Source organism: Streptomyces sp. NPDC057287, assembly GCF_042667905.1.
Lineage (GTDB): Bacteria > Actinomycetota > Actinomycetes > Streptomycetales > Streptomycetaceae > Streptomyces.
The window spans coordinates 89937-109752 of record NZ_JBHUYV010000006.1 but is presented as its reverse complement, the minus strand read 5'-3'; the positions used below and the strand labels follow the sequence as shown (position 1 = coordinate 109752).

The following is a 19816-nucleotide window of genomic DNA, read 5'->3' as shown; positions in this document are numbered from 1 at the left end:
CGCCGCCCGTGCGGGCGGCGGGGACACCATGGTTGCCCGGAAACCGGACATCTTCTGTCGCCCTTGCCGGGCCGGTTCGCCGTGCCCCGCGGAGGGACCGGGGAGGAAACCTGTGGGGTGCGGGGTCAGGTCCGCACCCCACAGGTGGTTCGGGGATGTGCGCGTGTGCGCGATCCGGCGTCGGCGGCGTCCGGCCTAGCCGCCGGAGGTCATCCGCAGCACCGCCAGCCGGGTCAGCTCGCGGCCCTGCGGCTCGGTGTCCAGCGCCCGGTGGAGGGCCAGCCCTTCGATCAGCGCGTCGAGCTGACGGGCGGTGTCCGGGTCGAAGTGCTGCTCCAGCAGACGGCGGCTGCGGTTCATCCACGCGTGGGTGAGCTCGCGGTACTCGTCACGCCGGGCGGCCAGGGTGTAGAGCTCCTGCGTGAGGACGAGCTCGCGGCGCGGCCCCTCGGAGAGCACGTGGATGAGGTCGATGACCGCTTCACGCGCCTCCTCGGGCGTGCCGGCCCGGCCCAGGTGGTGCTCGAACACGGCCACGAACTGGTCGGCGAAGCGGGTGAAGGCCTCGCGCAGCAGTTCGTCGATGCCACTGAAGTGATAGGTCATCGAGCCGAGCGGCACGTCGGCGCGGGCGGCGATCTTGCGGTGCGAGACACCGGCGACGCCCTCGTCGGCGATGTGGTCGAGCGTGGCGGCGAGGATCCGCTCGCGCCGCTGCGGATCCGTACGTCCGGTTGCCATGGGCGGGCCGGTCAGACGCTGCGGACGACGCGGGCGGGGTTGCCCACCGCGACGACGTCGGCGGGGATGTCCTTGGTGACCACGGCGCCGGCGCCGATCACCGAGTTGTCACCGATGGTCACCCCGGGGCACACGATGACTCCGCCGCCGAGCCAGACGTTGTCACCGATGGTGATGGGGAGCGCTGCTTCCAGCTTGTCCCGGCGGGGTCCCGGCTCGACGGGGTGGGTGGGGGTGAGGAGCTGGACGTTGGGGCCGATCTGGCAGTCCTCGCCGATGGTGATGCGCGCGACGTCCAGCGCGGTGAGGTGGTAGTTGACGAAGGTGCGGGCGCCGATGGAGATGTTGCTGCCGTAGTCGACGTAGAGCGGCGGGCGCAGGTCGACACCCTCGCCCACGGACTCCAGCAGCTCGGCCAGGACCGCCCTGGCCTCGTCGGCGTCCTCGGTGTACGCGGCCTGGAAGCGGGCCGCGAGGCGCATCGCCCGCTGCTGCCGCCGGGCGATCTCCGGATCGTCGGCGATGTAGAGGTCACCCGCGAGCATGCGCTCCAGGTTGGTGCGCGGATCGTCGGCGAAGTAGTCCATCGGCATCGGCATGCGTACGACCGTACACCTTGAGGCGTACGGTCGTACACTCATCTTCCGCACATCCTGCGCGCGACACCCGTCAGCCCGTCAGCCTGCGGGAGCGCCACACCAGATACAGCGCCGACACCACCGCCGCGACCCGCACCACCACCGGCCACACGTCCGTCATGGCGTCCCCCATCGCACCCTCGGCGAGCGGCTCGCCCCAGCGGCCTTCCATGCGGCCCCACAGCCAGACGAAGGCACCGGCGACGACCACGCCCGGCAGCCCCAGCGCGACCCACTTCGCCTCCGCCCGCGAGAACCTGCGCGAGCTGTACGCCAGCAGCCAGCCGCCCGCGAGTGCCAGCCACGACCCGAGCACGGCACCGGCCACGAGCAGCGCCGCGGCCAGCAGCAGCAGCGGACTGGAGAACCGCGGCCGCGCGCCGGCCTCGGCGTCCACGGCGACGGCCTTCCTGGGACGCCGCAGCCGGAGCCGCATCCGGGGCCCCGGCGGCGGTGCCGGGGCCTCCTTCTCGTCCGCCTTCGGCGCGGCTCCCTCCGCCTCGGCCGGCGCGCGCGGTGCCGGAGTCCTCGGCGCGCTCGGCATGCCGAACAGCTCCGGGCTCTCCAGCCCGCCCACGAAGCCGGGCACGGCAGTACCGGCACCCACCGTCCCCGGCCCGCCCCGCGCGGCCTCGCCGAAGGGCGCGGGCTCGATCCGCCACCACTCGGGCTCGCCCTCCGGCGGCTCCTGGCCCAGCCCCGCCATGTGCGGCGCGGACGCCGAGGGCCAGTACGCGGCAGGCTCCCCGGGAGCCGGATCCGCGCGTCCGGCCGCCTCGGCCTCCGGCGACGCGCCCTTGCGCGACGCGTCTTTCCGGAGCAGACCCCGGCGCGCCCGGGGCACCGCACGCGAGCTGTCGGCACCCGTGGCCGCATCCGGTCGGGGCGAGGGCAGCGACACCTCTCCGCCGCCCGACTCCGCCGCGGCGGCGACGAGTTCACCCGGCGCCCCGAGACGGCCGAGGATGCGCCGGACCACCGCCGGAGAGTCGGATCCGTCCGTGCCGCGCTGCCGGTCGATCTCGCCCCGCAGTGTCGCGACGAGCCTCATCCGGGCGCCCGAGGACAGCTGTTGCCGCTGCGCCAGGTCACCGACCCGGCTGAGGTAGTCGTAGACAAGCTGGTCGCTCTCGATCCCCACGCGATGGTTCTCCCTCCACCCGCCCTGCCCCGACGGTAGCGTTCCAGGGGCTACCGTGGGACGGATGGGGACGACCACACCACCGCGCACGCTCGCCGAAGCCCTGCGCGCCCGGGGCGACGAATCGCTGGCAGGGCTGCTGCGCGCCCGCCCCGACCTGCTCAGCCCCGTGCCGAACGACATCACGCAGCTGGCGACGCGGGCCGGCACCCGGGCCTCCGTCGTCCGTGCGCTGGAACACCTCGACCGCTTCGCCCTGCAGACCGCGGAGGCGCTGGCGGTCGCGCCGGACCCCGCCCCCTACGACACGCTGCTCGCCCTCCTCACCGGCGACGGGCAGGACGACGGCGACGGGCGCGACGACGCGGGCGCGGCGATCACCGCGGCCCTGCCCGGCGCCCTGGCGACCCTGCGCGAACAGGCCCTGGTCTGGGGCGAGGACACCCGGCTGCACCTCGTGCGCACCGCACGCGAGCTGCTCGCCCCGTCGCCCCAGCACCCGTCCCCCACGGGCCTCGGCCCGACCGTCGCCGAGGCCACGGCCGGGATGTCGCCGGGCAGGCTTCAGGAGATCCTCACCGCCGCCGGGCTGCCCGCCACGCATGACCCGGTGTCAGCCGTCACCGCGCTGGCCGGGCTCTTCACCGACCGGACCAGGATGGCGGAGCTGCTGGACACCGCCCCGGTCGAGGCGCTGTCCGTGCTCGACCGGCTGGTCTGGGGCCCGCCCTACGGGGAGGTCACCCCCAATCCCACCCCGCCCGTGCAATGGCTGCGCGACCGCGGACTGCTGCTGCCCGTGTCGACGCGCACCGTCGTCCTGCCGCGTGAGGCGGCGCTGCATCTGCGGGCCGGCCGCGCCCATCGCGTGCCCGAGCCGGTGCCGCCGCCGGTCGTGTCCGCGGCCGAGCGTGATCCCCAGGCTGTGGACAGAGCCGCGGCGGGGCAGGGCTTCATGGCCCTGTCCACCGTCGAGGAGCTTCTGAAGCTGTGGAACAACGGCGGCCCGGCCATCCTCCGTGCGGGCGGCCTGAGCGTCCGCGAGCTGAAGCGGGCCGCCGGCGCGCTCGACGTGTCCGAGCCCGTCGCCGCCTTCTGGATCGAACTCGCCTACGCGGCGGGCCTGCTGGCCTCCGACGGCGAGACCGACGAGCGGTACGCGCCGACCCCGGCGTCCGACGAGTGGCGGGACCTCCCCGCCCAGGACCGCTGGACCCACCTCGCCACCGCCTGGCTCGCCGCCACCCGCACCGCGGGCCTCATCGGCGGCCAGGACGCCAAGGGCCGGGCGCTGTCCGCGCTCGGCCCCGACCTGGACCGCTCGGCCGCGCCCGAGGTGCGCCACCGGGTCCTCGCCCTGTTCGCCTCGCTCCCGCCGGGCACCGCGCCCGACCCGCAGACCCTGCTCGCCCGGCTCCGCTGGGAACGCCCGCTGCGCACGACGGGGACGAGCGGACCGGCGGCGCAGGGCGACGTCTCCGACCTGCGCTCCCGGATCGCCCTGTGGACGGTCAACGACGCGGAGATGATCGGCATCACCGGCCGCGGGGCCCTGTCCTCCCAGGCCCGCGCCCTGCTCGACCGGGGCCCCGACGACGCGGCCGCCCTCCTCGCCCCCCTGATCCCGGAGCCCCTCGACCACGTCCTGCTCCAGGCCGACCTGACCGCCGTCGCACCCGGACCGCTGGAACGCCCGCTCGCCGAGATGCTGTCGGTGCTCGCCGACGTCGAGTCCAAGGGCGGTGCGACGGTCTACCGCTTCACCCCCGGCTCCGTACGCCGCGCGCTCGACGCCGGACAGGCCGCGACCGACCTGCACGCCTTCCTGGCCACCCACAGCCGTACGCCGGTGCCGCAGCCGCTGAGCTACCTCATCGACGACGTGGCGCGCCGCCACGGCCACCTGCGGATCGGCGCCGCCTCCGCGTACGTACGCTGCGACGACGAGGCCGTGCTCAACGAGATCCTGGCCGACAAGCGCTCGGCCGCCCTGCGGCTGCGCCGGCTCGCCCCGACCGTCCTGGCCACGCAGGCCGACCCCGGGTCCCTCCTCGAAGGGCTGCGCGAGATGGGGTACGCCCCGGCCGCCGAATCCGCCGAGGGCGACGTCCTGATCACCCGCGCCGGTGCCCGCCGCACCCCGCCGCGTACGCCGCCCACGCCCGTCCCCGAGGGCCCGCCGGTCCCGGACGCCACCCTGCTCGGCGCCGCCGTCCGGGCCGTCAGGGCCGGCGACACGGCTGCACGAGCCGTCCACAAGGACGCCCCGGACACGGCGGCGGCGGGCTCCCTCCCCCGCACGACCCCCGCCGAGACCCTGGCCACGGTGCAGGCTGCCGCGATGACCGGCTCCGCGGTCTGGATCGGCTACGTCAACGCCGACGGCGCCGCCAGCCAGCGGGTCATCGCACCGGTCAAGGTCGAGGGCGGCTTCGTGACGGCGTACGACCACACGGCGGACGAGGTCCGGACGTATCCGCTGCACCGCATCACGGGCGTCGCGGAGCTCGCCGACGAGCAGACGCCCTGACGGATCAGGCGGCTCAGGCGGATCAGGCGGCTCAGGCGGCCGGAAGCCCGCCGGCGGCGGCCGCCTCGCGCAGCACCTCGACGAGCATGGGCATGGTGAGCCGGCCGGTGAACGTGTTGCGCTGACTCGGGTGGTAGCTGCCCAGCAGGTGCAGTTCCCGCCTGCGCTCCGTGGCGGGCAGGACGACGTGCGCGCCGTGGCCGAAGGCGGGGCGCGGGCGCGGCACCCGCCACCCCGCCTCGGCGAGCACCGGGAGCAGCGCCTGCCAGCCGAACCCGCCGAGGACCACCACCGCGCGCAGTCCCGGGCTCAGCAGGTCCAGCTCGGCGGCCAGCCAGGAGCGGCAGGTGTCGCGTTCCTCCGGGGTGGGCTTGTTCGCCGGGGGCGCGCAGTGCACGGGTGAGGTGAGCCGTACGCCGCGCAGGGCGAGCCCGTCCCCGGCGTGCACCGATGTGGGCTGCGAGGCCAGGCCCACGGTGTGCAGCGCCTCGAAGAGGAAGTCGCCGGCGGCGTCGCCGGTGAACATCCGGCCGGTCCTGTTGCCCCCGTGCGCGGCGGGCGCGAGCCCGACGACCGCCACCGCGGCGTCCGGGGGACCGAAACCGGGGACGGGCCGCGCCCAGTAGTCCTCGTCCTCGAAGGCCGCGCGCCTGACCTCGGCGACCTCCTCGCGCCAGGCCACCAGCCGGGGACAGGCCCGGCACCGCGCGACGAGCGCGTCCAGCTCGCCCAGCCCGGCGCACCGCGGCGCGTGGTGCGCCGGGAATCCCGGGTCACCGGGTCCGGGCACGGGTTCCGCCGCTTCGGCTCCGTCCATCCCTCCACGCTACGGGCCCGGCCCCCGCGGGCGCGGCAGGGCCGCCGGGCGGACCCGGACGCGCCCCTCGCCCCGCCGGGCGGAGCCTCGGCGCCCACTCCGGCACGCACGCGCGCCGCCCGTTCGCGGCCGATGCGGCACACTGGACGTTTGGCCGTTCGCACCCGGGCGGCCACCCCACGCCGGAAAGGGCCGACGCGCGTGACCGGACCCCTCATCGTCCAGAGCGACAAGACGCTGCTCCTCGAAGTCGACCACGAACAGGCCGAGGCCTGCCGTCGTGTCATCGCGCCCTTCGCCGAGCTGGAGCGTGCCCCCGAGCACATCCACACCTACCGCGTGACCCCGCTCGGCCTGTGGAACGCCCGCGCCGCGGGGCACGACGCCGAGCAGGTCGTCGACGCGCTCGTGGAGTACTCGCGCTACCCCGTGCCGCACGCGCTCCTCGTCGACATCGCCGAGACGATGGCGCGGTACGGCCGCCTCACCCTGTCCAAGCACCCCGTCCACGGACTGGTGCTGACCTCCAACGACCGGCCGGTGCTGGAGGAGATCCTCCGCTCGAAGAAGGTCCAGCCGCTGGTCGGGGCGCGCCTCGACCCGGACACCGTGGCCGTGCACCCGTCCGAGCGCGGGCAGATCAAGCAGACACTGCTCAAGCTGGGCTGGCCCGCCGAGGACCTCGCGGGCTACGTCGACGGCGAGGCGCACCCGATCGAGCTCGACCAGGACGGCTGGGCGCTGCGCCCGTACCAGAGGCAGGCCGTCGACGGCTTCTGGCACGGCGGCTCCGGCGTCGTGGTGCTCCCCTGCGGCGCGGGCAAGACGCTGGTCGGGGCCGGTGCGATGGCCGAGGCCAAGGCGACCACGCTGATCCTGGTCACCAACACCGTCTCCGCACGGCAGTGGAAGCACGAGCTGGTGAAGCGGACCTCGCTGACCGAGGAGGAGATCGGCGAGTACAGCGGTACGCGCAAGGAGATCCGGCCGGTCACCATCGCCACGTACCAGGTGCTGACCACCCGCCGTAAGGGGATCTACCCGCACCTGGAGCTCTTCGACTCCCGCGACTGGGGTCTCGTGATCTACGACGAGGTGCACCTGCTGCCCGCGCCCGTCTTCAAGTTCACCGCCGACCTCCAGGCCCGCCGGCGCCTCGGGCTCACGGCGACGCTGGTGCGTGAGGACGGCCGCGAGTCGGACGTCTTCTCGCTCATCGGGCCCAAGCGGTTCGACGCCCCGTGGAAGGAGATCGAGGCGCAGGGCTACATCGCGCCCGCCGACTGCGTCGAGGTCCGTGTGAACCTCACGGACTCGGAGCGCCTCGCCTACGCGACGGCCGAGGCCGAGGAGAAGTACCGGTTCTGCGCGACGACCGCGACGAAGCGGAAGGTCACCGAGGCGCTCGTGCGCAAGCACCGGGGCGAGCAGACCCTGGTCATCGGGCAGTACATCGACCAGCTGGACGAGCTCGGCGAGCACCTGGACGCCCCGGTGATCAAGGGCGAGACGAGCAACGCTCAGCGCGAGAAGCTGTTCGAGGCGTTCCGGCAGGGCGAGATCAACGTGCTGGTCGTGTCGAAGGTCGCGAACTTCTCGATCGACCTGCCGGAGGCGACGGTCGCCATCCAGGTGTCGGGGACGTTCGGATCGCGCCAGGAGGAGGCACAGCGGCTCGGCCGGGTGCTGCGGCCGAAGGCCGACGGGCACGAGGCCCGCTTCTACTCGGTGGTCGCCCGCGACACGATCGACCAGGACTTCGCGGCACACCGCCAGCGGTTCCTGGCCGAGCAGGGGTACGCCTACCGGATCGTCGACGCGGACGAGCTGCTGACGGAGAGCTGAGGAAGGGCTTCGGGCAAGGGCTGCCGGGTTCAGCGGTGGCGGCGGACGACACCCGCCTCCTCCGCGTACTCGCCGAGCACGGCCACACCGAACGCGGTGCGCGCGAACACGGAAACGGCGCGCACCGCGTTTCCCATGCGGTGGCTTCGTGGGTGACCGGTCGCCGCGGTCGCGCCGTGCGCGGGGCCGGTCCTGTCCGGATTCAGATGAACGCTGCTCATGTATTCCATGGTGCTCCGGCTGCCCGCGCCCCGGCATCGGCCTGCGGGCCGAAGCGTGGGCGGGCACGGGTAGGCCGGAGGTCGCACGCCGTCCCCTACGGGACGGACACGGCGCCGCGCCAATTAGTTCGCCCCGGGGATCGGCGATCGCTACAATCGCCGGTCTGCCCGCCTCCCGCACCGTGGTACCGGCCCGCCCTTCGAGCGGCCGGCAGCCGGGGGAGCGCCGCCGACCGGACGGAAACCGGCCGACACTGCCGCACGCGCCCACGCGTGCGCATCTGCGTGTGAACGTCCCCGAGCGGACCGGGCGGTGAGCCCTGTCCGCCGTCCTGCGTCGAAAAGCCGGAGGCAACACCGTGCCCGCGCACGAAGAGTCAAGCAATCCACTGGTCAGGGAGCGGACGCATCTCGCCGCGTCCCGTGCCGCGCTGCGCGCCATGCGCGAGGACGTGCAGGCGCTCGACATCCGCGATGTCACCGCGAACTGGGTCAACGCCGCCGTGCTGCAGGCCCAGATCGACGACCGCATCAAGGCGCTCGCCGACCTCTCCCACACCCCGCTGTTCTTCGGCCGCCTCGACTACCTGCACGTGGTCGGCGCCGAGAAGGCGGAGGGCACGGAGGGAGAGCGTTTCTACATCGGGCGCCGCCATGTCCACGACGCCCACGGCGATCCGATGGTCATCGACTGGCGCGCACCGGTCTCGCAGCCCTTCTACCAGGCCTCCAGGAACAACCCGCTGGACGTCGACCGGCGCCGCCGCTTCGGCTACACCGGTGGCGAGCTGACCGCGTACGAGGACGAGCACCTCACCGACCCGGCGGAGACCGAACAGACCAGCAAGCTCCTCCAGGCGGAGATCGAGCGGCCCCGCGTGGGGCCGATGCGTGACATCGTCGCGACGATCCAGCCGGAGCAGGACGAGATCGTCCGCAGCGGCCTGGGCGGCACGGTCTGCGTCCAGGGAGGCCCCGGCACCGGGAAGACGGCCGTCGGCCTGCACCGTGTCGCCTACCTCCTGTACGCGCACCGCGACCGCCTCGCCCGCACCGGCACCCTCGTCATCGGCCCGAACCGGTCGTTCCTCCACTACATCGAGCAGGTCCTGCCCGCGCTCGGTGAGCTGGAGGTGCAGCAGGCCACCGTCGAGGACCTGGTGTCGGCGCGCGTCGAGGTGAGCGGCACCGACGAGTCGGCCGCCGCGGTGGTCAAGGGCGACGCCCGGATGGCGGAGGTCCTGCGGCGGGCTGTCCGCTCGCACGTGACGCCCCCTGCCGAGCCGGTCGTGGTGGTGCGCGGCTCCCGCCGCTGGCGGGTCCCGGCTCACGAAGTCGAGGAGATGGTCGGCGAGTTGCTGGCCCGTGACATGCGGTACGGGGCGGCCCACGAGGCGCTCCCGCAGCGCATCGCGCACGCGGTCCTCGTCCGGATGGAGGAGGCGGGCGAGGCCCCCGACGACCGGGTGCAGAACGCTGTGGCGCGCAATCCGGCGGTGAAGGCCGCGGTGAAGGCGGTCTGGCCGGCGGTGGAGCCGTCGAAGCTGGTGCTGCGGCTCCTCACGGACGCGGACTTCCTGGCCGCGCACGCGGAGGGGGTCCTCACCGGCGACGAGCAGAAGCAGATCCTGATGGCCAGGCCCGCGCGCAGCGTGAAGTCGGCGAAGTGGACGGCGGCGGACGCGGTCCTGATCGACGAGGCGGCCGACCTGGTGGCCCGCACCCACTCACTGGGCCATGTCGTCATCGACGAGGCCCAGGACCTGTCCCCGATGCAGTACCGCGCGGTGGGCCGGCGCTGCTCGACCGGTTCGGCGACCGTGCTCGGCGACCTCGCCCAGGGGACGACCCCGTGGTCGACGCGGAGCTGGGAGCAGGCGTTGTTCCACCTGGGCAAGGCGGACGCGGTCGTGGAGGAGCTGACGGCGGGCTTCCGCGTGCCGCGCGAGGTGATCGCGTACGCCTCCCGGCTGCTCCCCTCGATCTCGCCAGGACTCGCCCCCGTGGAGTCGGTGCGTGAGACACCCGGCTCCCTGGCGGTACGCGAGGTGGCGGCGGACGGGCTGGACGCAGCGGTGGTCGCGGCGTGCGAGGAGTCGCTGCGCCAGGAGGGCTCGATCGGCCTGATCGCCGCGGACGCCCGCATTCCGGCCCTGTCGGCCGCCCTCGCGGACGCGGGCCACAGCATCCTCTCCCCCGGTGAGGAGACGACGGCCGAATCCCGGCTGACCCTGGTCCCGGCCTCCCTCGCGAAGGGTCTGGAGTACGACTACGTCGTGCTCGACGAACCCGCGGCCGTGGTCGACGGCGAACCCGACGAACGCACGGGCCTGCGCCGCCTGTACGTCGCCCTGACCCGCGCCGTCTCGGGCCTCGTGGTCCTGCACGCGGCGCCGCTGCCGGAACTGCTGGGGTAGCCGGGGGCGGCGGGGGTGGCCGTCCGGGTGCCCGGGCCGGGGCGGACACCCGAACGCCCGGGTCCCGTCAGATCACCGTCACCGTGGTCACGACGGTGACGGCCACCATCGCCGCCTGCATGGTGCGGATCGCCGTGCGGACGTCATCGCCCGCCCACTGGCCGTCCGCGATCTTCTCCATCCGCGGCGTCACCTCACGGGCCCGCGCCTCGGGAAACGCGAGTCGGTGCAGCTTCGCGGCGTGGATCAGGGCTATGAGACCGGCCGTGCGCTCGTCCGGGTCCGCGCCGCGCAGCACCACCGACGCCAGGCGTTCGCGCAGCTCACGCTCGGGGACGCCGTCCGCCTCGGGGTAGCGCCGCACCGGGAAGAGGCCCAGCACCTTGTGCTGCTCCTCGCTCACGAGCCCCCGGGCGCGCAGGCTGTCGATCGTGGCCCCGACCGCCTTGCCGTGGTCCCTCGTGAGCCAGTCCGTCACCTTGGGCGCGCTGCTCTTCTTCGCGGCCCAGGCGTCGATCAGTCCGAGCCGCTCGTCGAGGAGGCCGACGCCTGTGGGCGTCCGGTCGGCCACCACCAGCCGTCCCCCGCCCACGGTGAGCCGCCCCGCCAGGACGAGCTCCAGCACGATCCCGCCCGCGACCGCCCAGCCGGCGGCCTCCCGGTCCTTGGCCGCCCCGGACTCGTCGTCCAGTGACAGCAGCATGATCTCTTCGCCCAGCGTGACCGACATGGCTCCACTCCCCGCTCGTCTGCTTACTCTTAGTGACGAACGGGAGCGGCGATCGGTTCCCGTCGACGCCACCGGCGGTGAGTCCCGTGCCCCAAGGGGAAGTTGTGCCCGTCGACGTGGAAAGCGTTTACAGACCATCCGCCGCGCGCTACGTTTTTGGGAGCGCTCCCACGCATCACTCCCCGCACCCTTCCCCGCACCTCTCCCCCCACCCGCACGCCCCGAGGACAGGGACGCCACCGGTTCCGGGACGGCCGAACCGGCGACCACCGGCGGCGCCACGCACGCGAGCGGGTCACCAGGGTCATCTGCCCCACTCGGAGAATCCCGAAGGAGATCAACCTCATGACCATGCGGAACATCGTCCGATTAAAGGCCCGGACACACGCCCCTCGCACGCTGAGCCTCCTGGGAGCGGGCCTGCTGGCCCTCACCCTGGCCGGTCTGCCCACGCCCGCGTCCGCCCACGGTGTCGCCATGGAGCCGGGCTCACGCAGCTACCTGTGCTACAAGGACATGATCGCGAGCGGGAACCAGACCCCGTCCAACCCGGCCTGTGCCGCCGCGGTCGCGCAGACAGGCACCACACCGCTCTACAACTGGTTCGGCGTCCTCGACTCCAACGGTGGCGGGCGGACCTCGGGGTACATCCCCGACGGCGAGCTCTGCAGCGGCGGCCACAAGGGTCCGTACAACTTCTCCGCGTACAACGCGGCCCGCAGCGACTGGCCGACGACGCACCTCACCGCCGGCTCCACCACCCAGGTGAAGTACAGCAACTGGGCGGCCCACCCGGGCAAGTTCAACGTCTACATCACCAAGGCCGGCTGGACGCCGGACCAGCCCCTGGCATGGGACGACCTGACGCTCACCCAGACCGTGGACAACCCTCCGCAGGCGGGCGGTGCGGGTTCGGACGGAGGCAACTACTACTGGAACCTCCAGCTCCCGCAGGGCAGGACCGGCAAGCACATGCTCTTCATCCACTGGATCCGCTCGGACAGCCAGGAGAACTTCTACTCCTGCTCCGACGTCGTCTTCGACGGCGGGAACGGCGAGGTCACCGGAACGGACGACAGCCGGAAGCCGGCGGCGGTCGCGGAGCAGTCCGGGACCCTGACCGCACCGGCCCATGCGGAGCACGCCGGACACGCGGCCGCGGTCGGTGAGGCCGGCCTGGTGGCCTCCACCGAAGACTCGTCGGCCGGTTACCTGCCCGCTGCCACGGCGGTCTCCCTGACGGGGGCCGCCCTGTTGTTCGCCGCGGGAGCGGTGGCCCAGGGCCGGCGCCACCGTCGGCGGGCCGGGCGGAGCAGCTGATCGCGAGGAACCTCCTGCGGCCCCGGGCCGGTGATCACCGGCCCGGGGCCACTCCCCTGTCCTCGGGCCCTTCCGCGTCGAGGTGCGGCAGGATCCGGTCGAGCCATCCCGGCGTCCACCATGCGGCGCGGCCGAGCAGGGTCATCACGGCGGGCACCAGCAGCAGCCGTACGACGGTGGCGTCGATGAGGACGCTGGCGGCGAGCCCGAGACCCAGCATCTTGACGACGATGTTGTCGCTGATGATGAAGGCGGCGAAGACGGCGACCATGATCAGGGCGGCGCAGGTGATGACCCGCGCGGTGATCTCCAGGGCGTGCGCGACGCTCGCCCTGGGGTCCCTGGTGGCCACCCACGCCTCATGGATCCGGGACAGCAGGAAGATCTCGTAGTCCATGCTGAGGCCGAAGACGATGGCGAACATCATCATCGGCACGTAGCTCTCGATCGGCACGTCGCCCGACACCCCCAGCGCGGGTCCGCCCCAGCCCCACTGGAAGACGGCGACCACGACCCCGTACGAGGCGGCGATCGACAGCACGTTGAGCACGGCCGCCTTGAGCGCGACGAGCAGCCCGCGGAACACGGCCAGGATCACGAGGAAGGCGAGTGCGACCACCACCGCGATGATCAGGGGCAGCCTGCTGGAGACGATGTCCAGGAAGTCGATCTGGGCGGCCGTCGTGCCCGTCACGTAGGTGTCCGCGGCGCTGCCGGAGACCGCGTCGGGCAGGACGTCGTCCCCGAGGCGGTTCGCCAGTTCCGTGGTCCGCTCGTCCTGCGGCGCGGCGACGGAGTAGGCGGTGGCCGTGAGGACGTCGCCGTCCGAGGTGGGGGTGAGCGGGGTGATGACGGCCGCGTCCGGCACCTTGGCCAGGGCCTGCTCCGCCTGGCTCTCCAGCGCGGACCGGTCGCTCTGCGGGACCTTGCTCTGGTCGATCACGAGCGTCAGCGGGCCGTTCGAACCCGGCCCGAAGGCCGAGGACATGAGGTCGTAGGCGCGCCGGTCGGTGAAGGACTTGGGGTCGGCGCCGTCCCCGATGTGCCCGAGCTGGATGAAGAAGACCGGGAAGGCGAGGACGGCCAGGACGACCACCCCGGTGGCCAGGAACCACCACGGCCGGCGCTCCACCCGCTGCGCGTACCGGTGCCACGTGCCCTGCGTCGCCCGGTCCTGACCACCGGCGCCCGCACCGGCCCCCGCGCCCGCACCTGCACCCGCACCTGCACCCGCTCCGGAACGACGCCCCGTCCCGGCCCCCGCCGACGTACGGGGCTCCCCGCCGGTCTCCACCTCGGCGATCGGCTTCCGGACGTGGATCCGGTCGATCTGCCGCCCCATCAGCCCGAGCACGGCCGGCACCAGGGTCAGCGCCCCGAGCACCGCCGTGACGACGGTGACGGCCGCCGCCAGACCGAGCTTGCCGATGAAGTCGATCCCGGAGACCCACAGTCCGCAGAGGGCGATGATCACGGTGCACCCGGACAGCAGCACGGCCCGTCCGCTGGTGGCGGTGGCCGCGCCGGCGGCGGCGACCGGGTCCTTGCCGTCCATGACGTTCTGACGGTGCCGGGTGACCAGGAAGAGGGCGTAGTCGATGCCGACGCCGAGCCCGATCATCGTGGCCAGCGTCGGCGACACCGTGGCGAACGTCGTGGCGGCGGCCAGCAGCCCGAGAAGGGCGAGCCCGCAGACGACGCAGATGAGCGCGGTGACCAGCGGCAGCAGGGCCGCCACGAGACTGCCGAAGCCGATCAGCAGCACCACCACGGCGACCCCGAAGCCGATGGCCTCGCTGACGCGGTCGTTCGCAGCGGGCCGGGCCAGCTCACCCAGCGAGCCGCCGTACTCCACGTCGGCACCCGCCGACCGCAGCGGCTTCACAGCCGAGTCCACCCCGTCGAGGTAGCCCGAGCCCAGGGTGGAGGGCTGCACGCTGAACCGGACGGTGATGTACGCGGTCTTCCCGTCGCCGGAGAGGGGCCCCACGTCCGGGCCGCTCGTGCTGCTCGGCGCCGTCAGCGGGTTCTGGACGGACAGCACGTCGGGCAGCTTCTGGAGGTTGCCGACGACCGTGGAGATCTGGCTGCTCAGCCCGGTGAGCGACGCGTCCGCGTCGTGCACGACCACCTGGCTGGTGTAGCCGCCGGCCGAGGGGGCGTGCGCCTCGAGCACGTCGAGGCCGTCCTGCGACTGGGTCCCGGAGATCGCGAAGTCGTCCGAGTAGTCACCGCCCCAGGTGTGGTGCAGGACCTGGAGCACGGCGAGCGCGGCCAGCCACAGCACGATGACGATCACGAAATGGCGCGCGCACCAGGCACCGGTCGCGTGCAGGGCCCCCTTGCGACGCGAAGCGGTGCCGGGTTCGCGGGCGGGCTGCGGATGCGACATGCGGACTCCGGGGCTGGGCCGGGCACCTGGGACACTCAGCATTCAAAGCCGGTCCCGGCGCCGCGGCACCCCGGAGTGGGGGAACGGGTGACGCGTCGGCCGCGTCAGCCGTCGAGCGCCGTGCGCCACTCCCGTACCGCTTCGGCGTCCACCGGACCGTCCCAGCCGCGCGGCCGGGCGGCCCCTCCGATGTGGAAGGCCTCGATGCCCGCGTCGCACAGGCGCGGCAGGTGCTCCAGGCGCAGCCCGCCGCCCACCATGATCTGCGGTTCGTAGCCGGGCAGGTCCGAGCGAGCCGCTTCGGCGAGCAGCGTCTCCATGCCGTCGTCGACGCCGCCCGGCGAGCCTGCCGTGAGGTAGGTGTCCAGTCCCGGCAGGTCGGCGAGGTGCTTGCGCAGTACGTCGCGGTCGGCCGCGCGGTCGATGGCGCGGTGGAAGGTCCACGGGCAGCCGTTCAGCTCGGCGACGAGCCGCTCGACGGCCACCAGGTCGGCGTGCCCGCCCTCGTCGAGGAAGCCGAGCACGAATTCGTCGGCGCCGGCGGCGCGCAGCGCGCGGGCCTTGTCCACGAGGACACCGATGTCACCGGCCGCGAATCCGTCGGCGACCCTGAGCATGACCCTCAGCGGGATGTCGACGGCGGCCCGGATCTCCTCGAAGACCGCGAGCGGGGGCGTCAGGCCGTCGGCCGCCATGTCGGTGACCAGTTCGAGGCGGTCCGCACCGCCCTCCTGCGCCGCGACCGCGTCGTCCGCGTCGAGAGCGATCACCTCCAGGACTGCACGGTTGCTCATGGTGTTCCATTCCTTCGGAGCGGCTACGGGCTACAGGTCTAGTCCAATAACCAGACTACGGGTCAGCCACCCCGGGCGCAGCTCCCCATATGAACGCATGCGTGAAGATACGCGAGACCGCGGCGGCATCCGCGGAACGGACGCGCCGCGGCCTCGGGGGTCACGGGGTGGGGGGTGTCAGGGCTGGAACGGCATGGACCAGCAGTTGGAAGCGGTCCTCCTCCCGGAGAGCCGGTCGGTCAGCCAGGAGATGGCACTGCCCTGGTCGGTGAGGAGCGGGACCAGGTGGTTGGTGAGGAGCTTGTCGCCGAGGTCGGGCAGATGGATCGCCTCGTACGTCACGTCGCCCCCCTTGCGGCACCAGTCCACCGCGAGCTGCCTGGCCTGCTTGTGCCCGACGATGTCGTCCTGCACGCCGGTGGCCAGGCGGACCGGAGCTGTCGGCTTCAGGTTGCCGATGCGCTGCTGGGCGAGGATCGCCTGCAGCTTCGGTTCGGCCGCGATGATGTCCGCGATCGGCTTGCCGCTGGCGGTCCACTTCCTGCTGTTCGTGAAGCCGTATCCGAGGATCGCGTCGCCCACGCACATCGTGGAGGTGTCCTTGAGCGTGGCCTTGCCGACGTCGTTGGTGTTGGCGTCCACGACCGCCTTCAGGGACGGGTCGGACTGGGCGAAGCCGTTGATCGACCAGCCCAGCGCACCCGCCAGGGCGCTGCCGTCGATTCCCTTCATGACCTCGGTGAGGTCGGCAGGCGGGGCACCGGCGTAGGTGCCCGCGAGATTGACGTCGGGGGCGTACGAGGACTGCAGTTCGGCCGCCGACGCGCTGGCACCGCCGCCCTGGCTGTAGCCGTAGAGGCCCACCTTCGAGGCGGGGGTGACCGAGGCGCCCGCGACGGAGCGCGCGGCGCGGGCCGCGTCCAGGAGGGCGTGGCCCTCGTCGACGCGGTTGACGTAGGTGTGGAGCCGGTCGGTCGTGCCGAGTCCGGCGTAGTCGGTGACGACGACGGCCGCACCGGCGGCGAGGAAGCGGTAGACCGCGATGTTGTCGTACCCGATGGACACCGTGCCCTCGCCGATGGTCAGCGGGTGCTGGAGCGACAGCGACGGGGCGCACTGGTCGCCCTGCCCCATGGTCCCCGAGGCCAGCGCCACCAGGGGGCGGGCGCCGCCGCCCTTCCACGCCGCGGACGGCTCGATGTACGCGCCGGTGACGGCGACGGGCCCGCCGCCCGCGTCGGTGGACTTGTACATCAGCCGGGTCGCGGTGCCGGGCATCGGGCGCCCGTCGAGGCCGGGGAGACTCACCCCGAGAGGCAGTGGCTCCGTACGGACGAGGGACCCGTCGGCGGCGGGCAGCTGCGCCGGCGGGTTGTAGAAGCCGGGGATGGTCACACCCCGGGAGACCACCGGCTCCGGCCCGGCGGCGGGTGAGGCGGAGGCCGGCACGGCCGCCGCGCCCAGGCAGGCGGCGACGGCCACGGCCACGGCCGGCAGGCGCCCCGCACGGCGTCCCGGCCGACGGGGTTCCAGGAGGTGGGGGGCGTTCACGGTCGAGCTCGAACGGGTGGTCTTGCGCGGGGTCACGGCTCACTCCTCGCTCTGCTCCGATGAAGGTGAGCGCAAGCTAGCACCGAGGGGTTACCCGAAGTAACTCACCGGTAAGTTACGCTTCGGTAACGTGCGCTCTCCCCGGCCCGGAGCCGCTTCAGGGCCGTTGACCGATCTCGTCGACAGCGCCCGCAGCCGCCGGGCCTCGGCGCGCCGGCGCCCTCCCTCGCAGTGGCGGGCTCGGTCACCTCCTGTTGGCCGATGCCCGCGTCCGGGTTCCCGTCACGCCCACACGAAGCGCACCGGCGTGCCCGGGACGGCCTGCGCCGCCCCCGCCAGCGCCGCTTCGGCGACCACGCCGACCACCGGGTAACCCCCCGTTGTCGGATGGTCGTTGAGGAAGACCACGGGGAGCCCGTCCGGCGGGACCTGGACGGCGCCCAGCACCATTCCCTCGCTGGGCAGTTCGCCGTCCTGGGAGCGCAGCAGCGCGGGGCCCTCCGTGCGCAGCCCGATGCGGTTGCTCCGCTCCGAGACCCGGTAAGCGGCGCTGGTGAGCGTGCGCAGGGCCGCATCCGTGAACCAGTCGTCGCGCGGCCCCCGGCGCAGGGGCAGCACCAGCTCGGCCGGAGCGCCCGGCCAGGGCACGGGATCGGCGCACGGGGCGCCGCCCGGCCGGCCCAGCGGCAGGACGTCGCCGTCACGCAGGACCGGCGGACCGAGCCCCGAGAGCAGGTCGGCGGACCGGCTGCCGAGCACCGGCTCCGGCACCAGGCCCCCCGCGAACGCCAGGTAGCCGCGCACCCCGTGCACTGCCGGGCCGGCCTCCAGCACCGCGCCGCCGGGCACCCGGACGGGCGCGCCCCAGGCGACCGGGCGGCCGTCCACCGTGACCCGGCATCCCGCCCCGCCGACGACGGCGAGCACCGGCCGCGTGCCGGTCACCCGGACCGCGCAGCCGGTGACGGTGGTCTCCAGCACCGCCGCGTCCGGCGCGTTGCCGACGAGCCGGTTGGCGAGCCGCCGGGCGGGGCCGTCCAGCGCCCCGGCCCTGGGTACGCCGAGGTGGGCCCAGCCGGTGCGGCCCTCGTCCTGCACCGTGGTCAGGGCGCCCGCCCGGACCACTTCGAGTCCCGGGCTCATCCGGCCACCTCCGGCGGCACGAAGCGCACGCGGGCGCCGGGGCCGAGCAGCGCCGCGGGTTCGCGTCCCGGGTCCCAGAGGGCGCCCGGCTCGGGCATCCGGCCGATGAGCTGCCAGCCGCCGGGCGACGGGCGCGGATAGACCCCGGTGTACGGCCCGGCGAGGGCCAGCGCCCCGGCCGGCACCCGGGTCCGGGGCGTGGCCCGGCGTGGCACGTGGAGATGCGCGGGCAGACCCGTCAGATAGCCGAAGCCGGGCGCGAATCCGCAGAAGGCCACCCGGAATTCCGTACGGGCGTGGATGCGGGGCACCTCGTCGACGGCGACACCCCACGCCTCGGCCACATCGGCGAGGTCCGGGCCGTCGTAGACGACGGGTATCTCGACGGCCTCGCCCGCCCCCCTGCGCAGCGGCGGCACCGTCCAGGCCCGCAGCCGCCCCGCGAGCGCCGGGTCCTCCACCCCGTCGAGCAGGACCGTCCGGGCGCCGGGGACGATCTCGCGTACGGCGGGGAGCTCACCGGCGGCCCGGCGGCGGAGCAGCTCCGCGTGGAAGGCCTCCGCGTCCTCGCCGGAGGCGAGTTCCACGAGCAGGGCGCGGGGTCCCGCGGTCAGGATCCGGACGCCGCTCACGCGAACGCCTGTACGCGGACGCCGGCTTCCTCCAGCGCCGTCCGCACCCGACGGGCGAGCGCGGCGGCGCCGGGCGTGTCGCCGTGGACGCAGAGCGACCGGGCGGCGACGGCGATCCGGCTGCCGTCGACAGCGCGCACGGCCCCGTCGACGGCCATGCCGACGCTGCGGCGTACGACCTCGTCCGGGTCGTGCACCACGGCACCGGCCTCGCCCCGTGGTACGAGCGTGCCCTGCGGGGTGTACGCGCGGTCGGCGAAGGCCTCCTCGACGGCGGTCAGCCCCGCCGCCTCCGCGTGGGCGAGCAGTCGCGAGCCGGGCAGTCCGAGGACCGCCGGACGCCCGCCCGCGAGCAGCACGCCCGCGACGACGGCGGCGGCCTGCTCCTCGTCCCGCACCACGCGGTTGTAGAGCGCGCCGTGCGGTTTCACGTACGAGACCGTGGAGCCGGCCGCCTCGGCGAAGACCCGCAGGGCGCCGATCTGGTACGCGATCTCGGCGGTCAGCTCGTCCGCCGGTACGTCCATGGCGCGCCGCCCGAAGCCGGCCAGGTCGCGGTAGGAGACCTGCGCCCCGATGCGTACGCCCCGCTCCGCCGCCGTGTCGCAGACCCGCCGCATCACGGAGGCGTCGCCCGCGTGGAAGCCGCAGGCCACGTTGGCACTGGTGACACAGTTCAGCAGCGCGTCGTCCTCGGTGAGGGTCCACCGTCCGAACCCTTCGCCCAGGTCCGCGTTGAGGTCCATCGGCCGCGCCGGGCGCGTCACACTCGTCAGATCCGTCACGGGCGCACGCTAGCGATTGTTCAACGATCTGACAAGAGCCCGCCTGCGGACCGGGGCGCTCGTACGGTTCACTGAGCACTGAGCACTGAGCACTGAGCACGGACAGGCACGACAGGCAG

General features: G+C 73.7%; 16 protein-coding genes. 4 read left to right on the top strand and 12 right to left on the bottom strand.

Going from position 1 to position 19816, the window contains the following annotated elements; genetic code table 11:
• Nucleotides 1-195 precede the first annotated feature (195 nt).
• The 3 genes from ACFUNE_RS13380 to ACFUNE_RS13370 form a co-directional block, all read right to left on the bottom strand.
• Nucleotides 196-741, bottom strand: coding sequence for a TetR/AcrR family transcriptional regulator (locus ACFUNE_RS13380; protein ID WP_383565908.1), 546 nt, complete (start codon nt 739-741; stop codon nt 196-198).
• A gap of 11 nt (nt 742-752) precedes the next feature.
• Nucleotides 753-1334: a sugar O-acetyltransferase gene (locus ACFUNE_RS13375; protein ID WP_383566723.1), complete on the bottom strand. Its 582-nt coding sequence runs from the start codon at nt 1332-1334 to the stop codon at nt 753-755.
• A gap of 76 nt (nt 1335-1410) precedes the next feature.
• Entirely contained in the window at nt 1411-2520 is a 1110-nt protein-coding gene (locus ACFUNE_RS13370; protein ID WP_383565906.1) for a hypothetical protein, read from the bottom strand.
• A gap of 64 nt (nt 2521-2584) precedes the next feature.
• Between ACFUNE_RS13370 and ACFUNE_RS13365 the strand changes: the two genes are divergently transcribed.
• Nucleotides 2585-5050 (top strand): helicase C-terminal domain-containing protein, encoded by a 2466-nt coding sequence (locus ACFUNE_RS13365; protein WP_383565904.1) that lies wholly within the window; start codon nt 2585-2587, stop codon nt 5048-5050.
• A gap of 31 nt (nt 5051-5081) precedes the next feature.
• On the opposite strand, the gene ACFUNE_RS13360 is transcribed toward ACFUNE_RS13365, so the two are convergent.
• Nucleotides 5082-5867 carry a uracil-DNA glycosylase gene (locus tag ACFUNE_RS13360; protein WP_383565902.1) on the bottom strand — a complete coding sequence of 262 codons (786 nt, stop codon included), beginning with the start codon at nt 5865-5867 and terminating at the stop codon, nt 5082-5084.
• 201 nt (nt 5868-6068) lie between these two features.
• Between ACFUNE_RS13360 and ACFUNE_RS13355 the strand changes: the two genes are divergently transcribed.
• Nucleotides 6069-7712 (top strand): DNA repair helicase XPB, encoded by a 1644-nt coding sequence (locus ACFUNE_RS13355; RefSeq protein WP_383565900.1) that lies wholly within the window; start codon nt 6069-6071, stop codon nt 7710-7712.
• A 29-nt stretch (nt 7713-7741) separates the two neighbouring features.
• On the opposite strand, the gene ACFUNE_RS13350 is transcribed toward ACFUNE_RS13355, so the two are convergent.
• Complete coding sequence (locus ACFUNE_RS13350; protein ID WP_383565898.1) at nt 7742-7933, bottom strand: hypothetical protein; 192 nt, start codon at nt 7931-7933, stop codon at nt 7742-7744.
• 359 nt (nt 7934-8292) lie between these two features.
• On the opposite strand from ACFUNE_RS13350, the gene ACFUNE_RS13345 reads away from it, so the two are divergent.
• Nucleotides 8293-10350, top strand: coding sequence for a HelD family protein (locus tag ACFUNE_RS13345; protein ID WP_383565896.1), 2058 nt, complete (start codon nt 8293-8295; stop codon nt 10348-10350).
• Nucleotides 10351-10417: 67 nt separating this feature from the next.
• On the opposite strand, the gene ACFUNE_RS13340 is transcribed toward ACFUNE_RS13345, so the two are convergent.
• Nucleotides 10418-11080, bottom strand: a complete 663-nt coding sequence (locus tag ACFUNE_RS13340) for a GPP34 family phosphoprotein (protein WP_383565894.1) — start codon at nt 11078-11080, stop codon at nt 10418-10420.
• A gap of 345 nt (nt 11081-11425) precedes the next feature.
• On the opposite strand from ACFUNE_RS13340, the gene ACFUNE_RS13335 reads away from it, so the two are divergent.
• The gene (locus ACFUNE_RS13335; protein WP_383565892.1) at nt 11426-12400 is read left to right on the top strand and encodes a lytic polysaccharide monooxygenase; all 975 of its coding nucleotides are present in this window, start codon (nt 11426-11428) and stop codon (nt 12398-12400) included.
• A gap of 34 nt (nt 12401-12434) precedes the next feature.
• Here the strand turns inward: ACFUNE_RS13335 and ACFUNE_RS13330 are convergent, their stop codons facing one another.
• The 6 genes from ACFUNE_RS13330 to ACFUNE_RS13305 all read right to left on the bottom strand — a co-directional run bounded on the left by ACFUNE_RS13330 (nt 12435) and on the right by ACFUNE_RS13305 (nt 19658).
• A complete protein-coding gene (locus tag ACFUNE_RS13330; protein ID WP_383565890.1) occupies nt 12435-14792 on the bottom strand; it encodes an MMPL family transporter in 2358 nt (785 codons plus the stop codon).
• Nucleotides 14793-14896: 104 nt separating this feature from the next.
• On the bottom strand, nt 14897-15586 hold the full coding sequence (locus ACFUNE_RS13325) for a copper homeostasis protein CutC (protein WP_383565888.1): 690 nt from the start codon (nt 15584-15586) through the stop codon (nt 14897-14899).
• 177 nt (nt 15587-15763) lie between these two features.
• Nucleotides 15764-17173 (bottom strand): lipase family protein, encoded by a 1410-nt coding sequence (locus ACFUNE_RS13320; protein ID WP_383565886.1) that lies wholly within the window; start codon nt 17171-17173, stop codon nt 15764-15766.
• A 246-nt stretch (nt 17174-17419) separates the two neighbouring features.
• Complete coding sequence (locus ACFUNE_RS13315; protein WP_383565884.1) at nt 17420-18280, bottom strand: biotin-dependent carboxyltransferase family protein; 861 nt, start codon at nt 18278-18280, stop codon at nt 17420-17422.
• A complete protein-coding gene (locus ACFUNE_RS13310; protein WP_383565882.1) occupies nt 18277-18912 on the bottom strand; it encodes an allophanate hydrolase subunit 1 in 636 nt (211 codons plus the stop codon). The genes ACFUNE_RS13315 and ACFUNE_RS13310 overlap by 4 nt, the downstream gene beginning before the upstream one ends.
• A complete protein-coding gene (locus ACFUNE_RS13305) occupies nt 18909-19658 on the bottom strand; it encodes a LamB/YcsF family protein (RefSeq protein WP_383566720.1) in 750 nt (249 codons plus the stop codon). Before ACFUNE_RS13305 ends, ACFUNE_RS13310 begins: the two co-directional genes overlap by 4 nt.
• Nucleotides 19659-19816 lie beyond the last annotated feature (158 nt).

Coding starts and splice junctions, on each gene's coding strand:
- ACFUNE_RS13365 (WP_383565904.1), top strand. CDS start 2,585: ATGGGGACGACCACACCACCGCGCACGCTCGCCGAAGCCCTGCGCGCC.
- ACFUNE_RS13380 (WP_383565908.1), bottom strand. CDS start 741: ATGGCAACCGGACGTACGGATCCGCAGCGGCGCGAGCGGATCCTCGCC.
- ACFUNE_RS13330 (WP_383565890.1), bottom strand. CDS start 14,792: ATGTCGCATCCGCAGCCCGCCCGCGAACCCGGCACCGCTTCGCGTCGC.
- ACFUNE_RS13375 (WP_383566723.1), bottom strand. CDS start 1,334: ATGCCGATGGACTACTTCGCCGACGATCCGCGCACCAACCTGGAGCGC.
- ACFUNE_RS13305 (WP_383566720.1), bottom strand. CDS start 19,658: ATGGACCTCAACGCGGACCTGGGCGAAGGGTTCGGACGGTGGACCCTC.
- ACFUNE_RS13335 (WP_383565892.1), top strand. CDS start 11,426: ATGACCATGCGGAACATCGTCCGATTAAAGGCCCGGACACACGCCCCT.
- ACFUNE_RS13340 (WP_383565894.1), bottom strand. CDS start 11,080: ATGTCGGTCACGCTGGGCGAAGAGATCATGCTGCTGTCACTGGACGAC.
- ACFUNE_RS13325 (WP_383565888.1), bottom strand. CDS start 15,586: ATGAGCAACCGTGCAGTCCTGGAGGTGATCGCTCTCGACGCGGACGAC.
- ACFUNE_RS13315 (WP_383565884.1), bottom strand. CDS start 18,280: ATGAGCCCGGGACTCGAAGTGGTCCGGGCGGGCGCCCTGACCACGGTG.
- ACFUNE_RS13350 (WP_383565898.1), bottom strand. CDS start 7,933: ATGAGCAGCGTTCATCTGAATCCGGACAGGACCGGCCCCGCGCACGGC.
- ACFUNE_RS13360 (WP_383565902.1), bottom strand. CDS start 5,867: ATGGACGGAGCCGAAGCGGCGGAACCCGTGCCCGGACCCGGTGACCCG.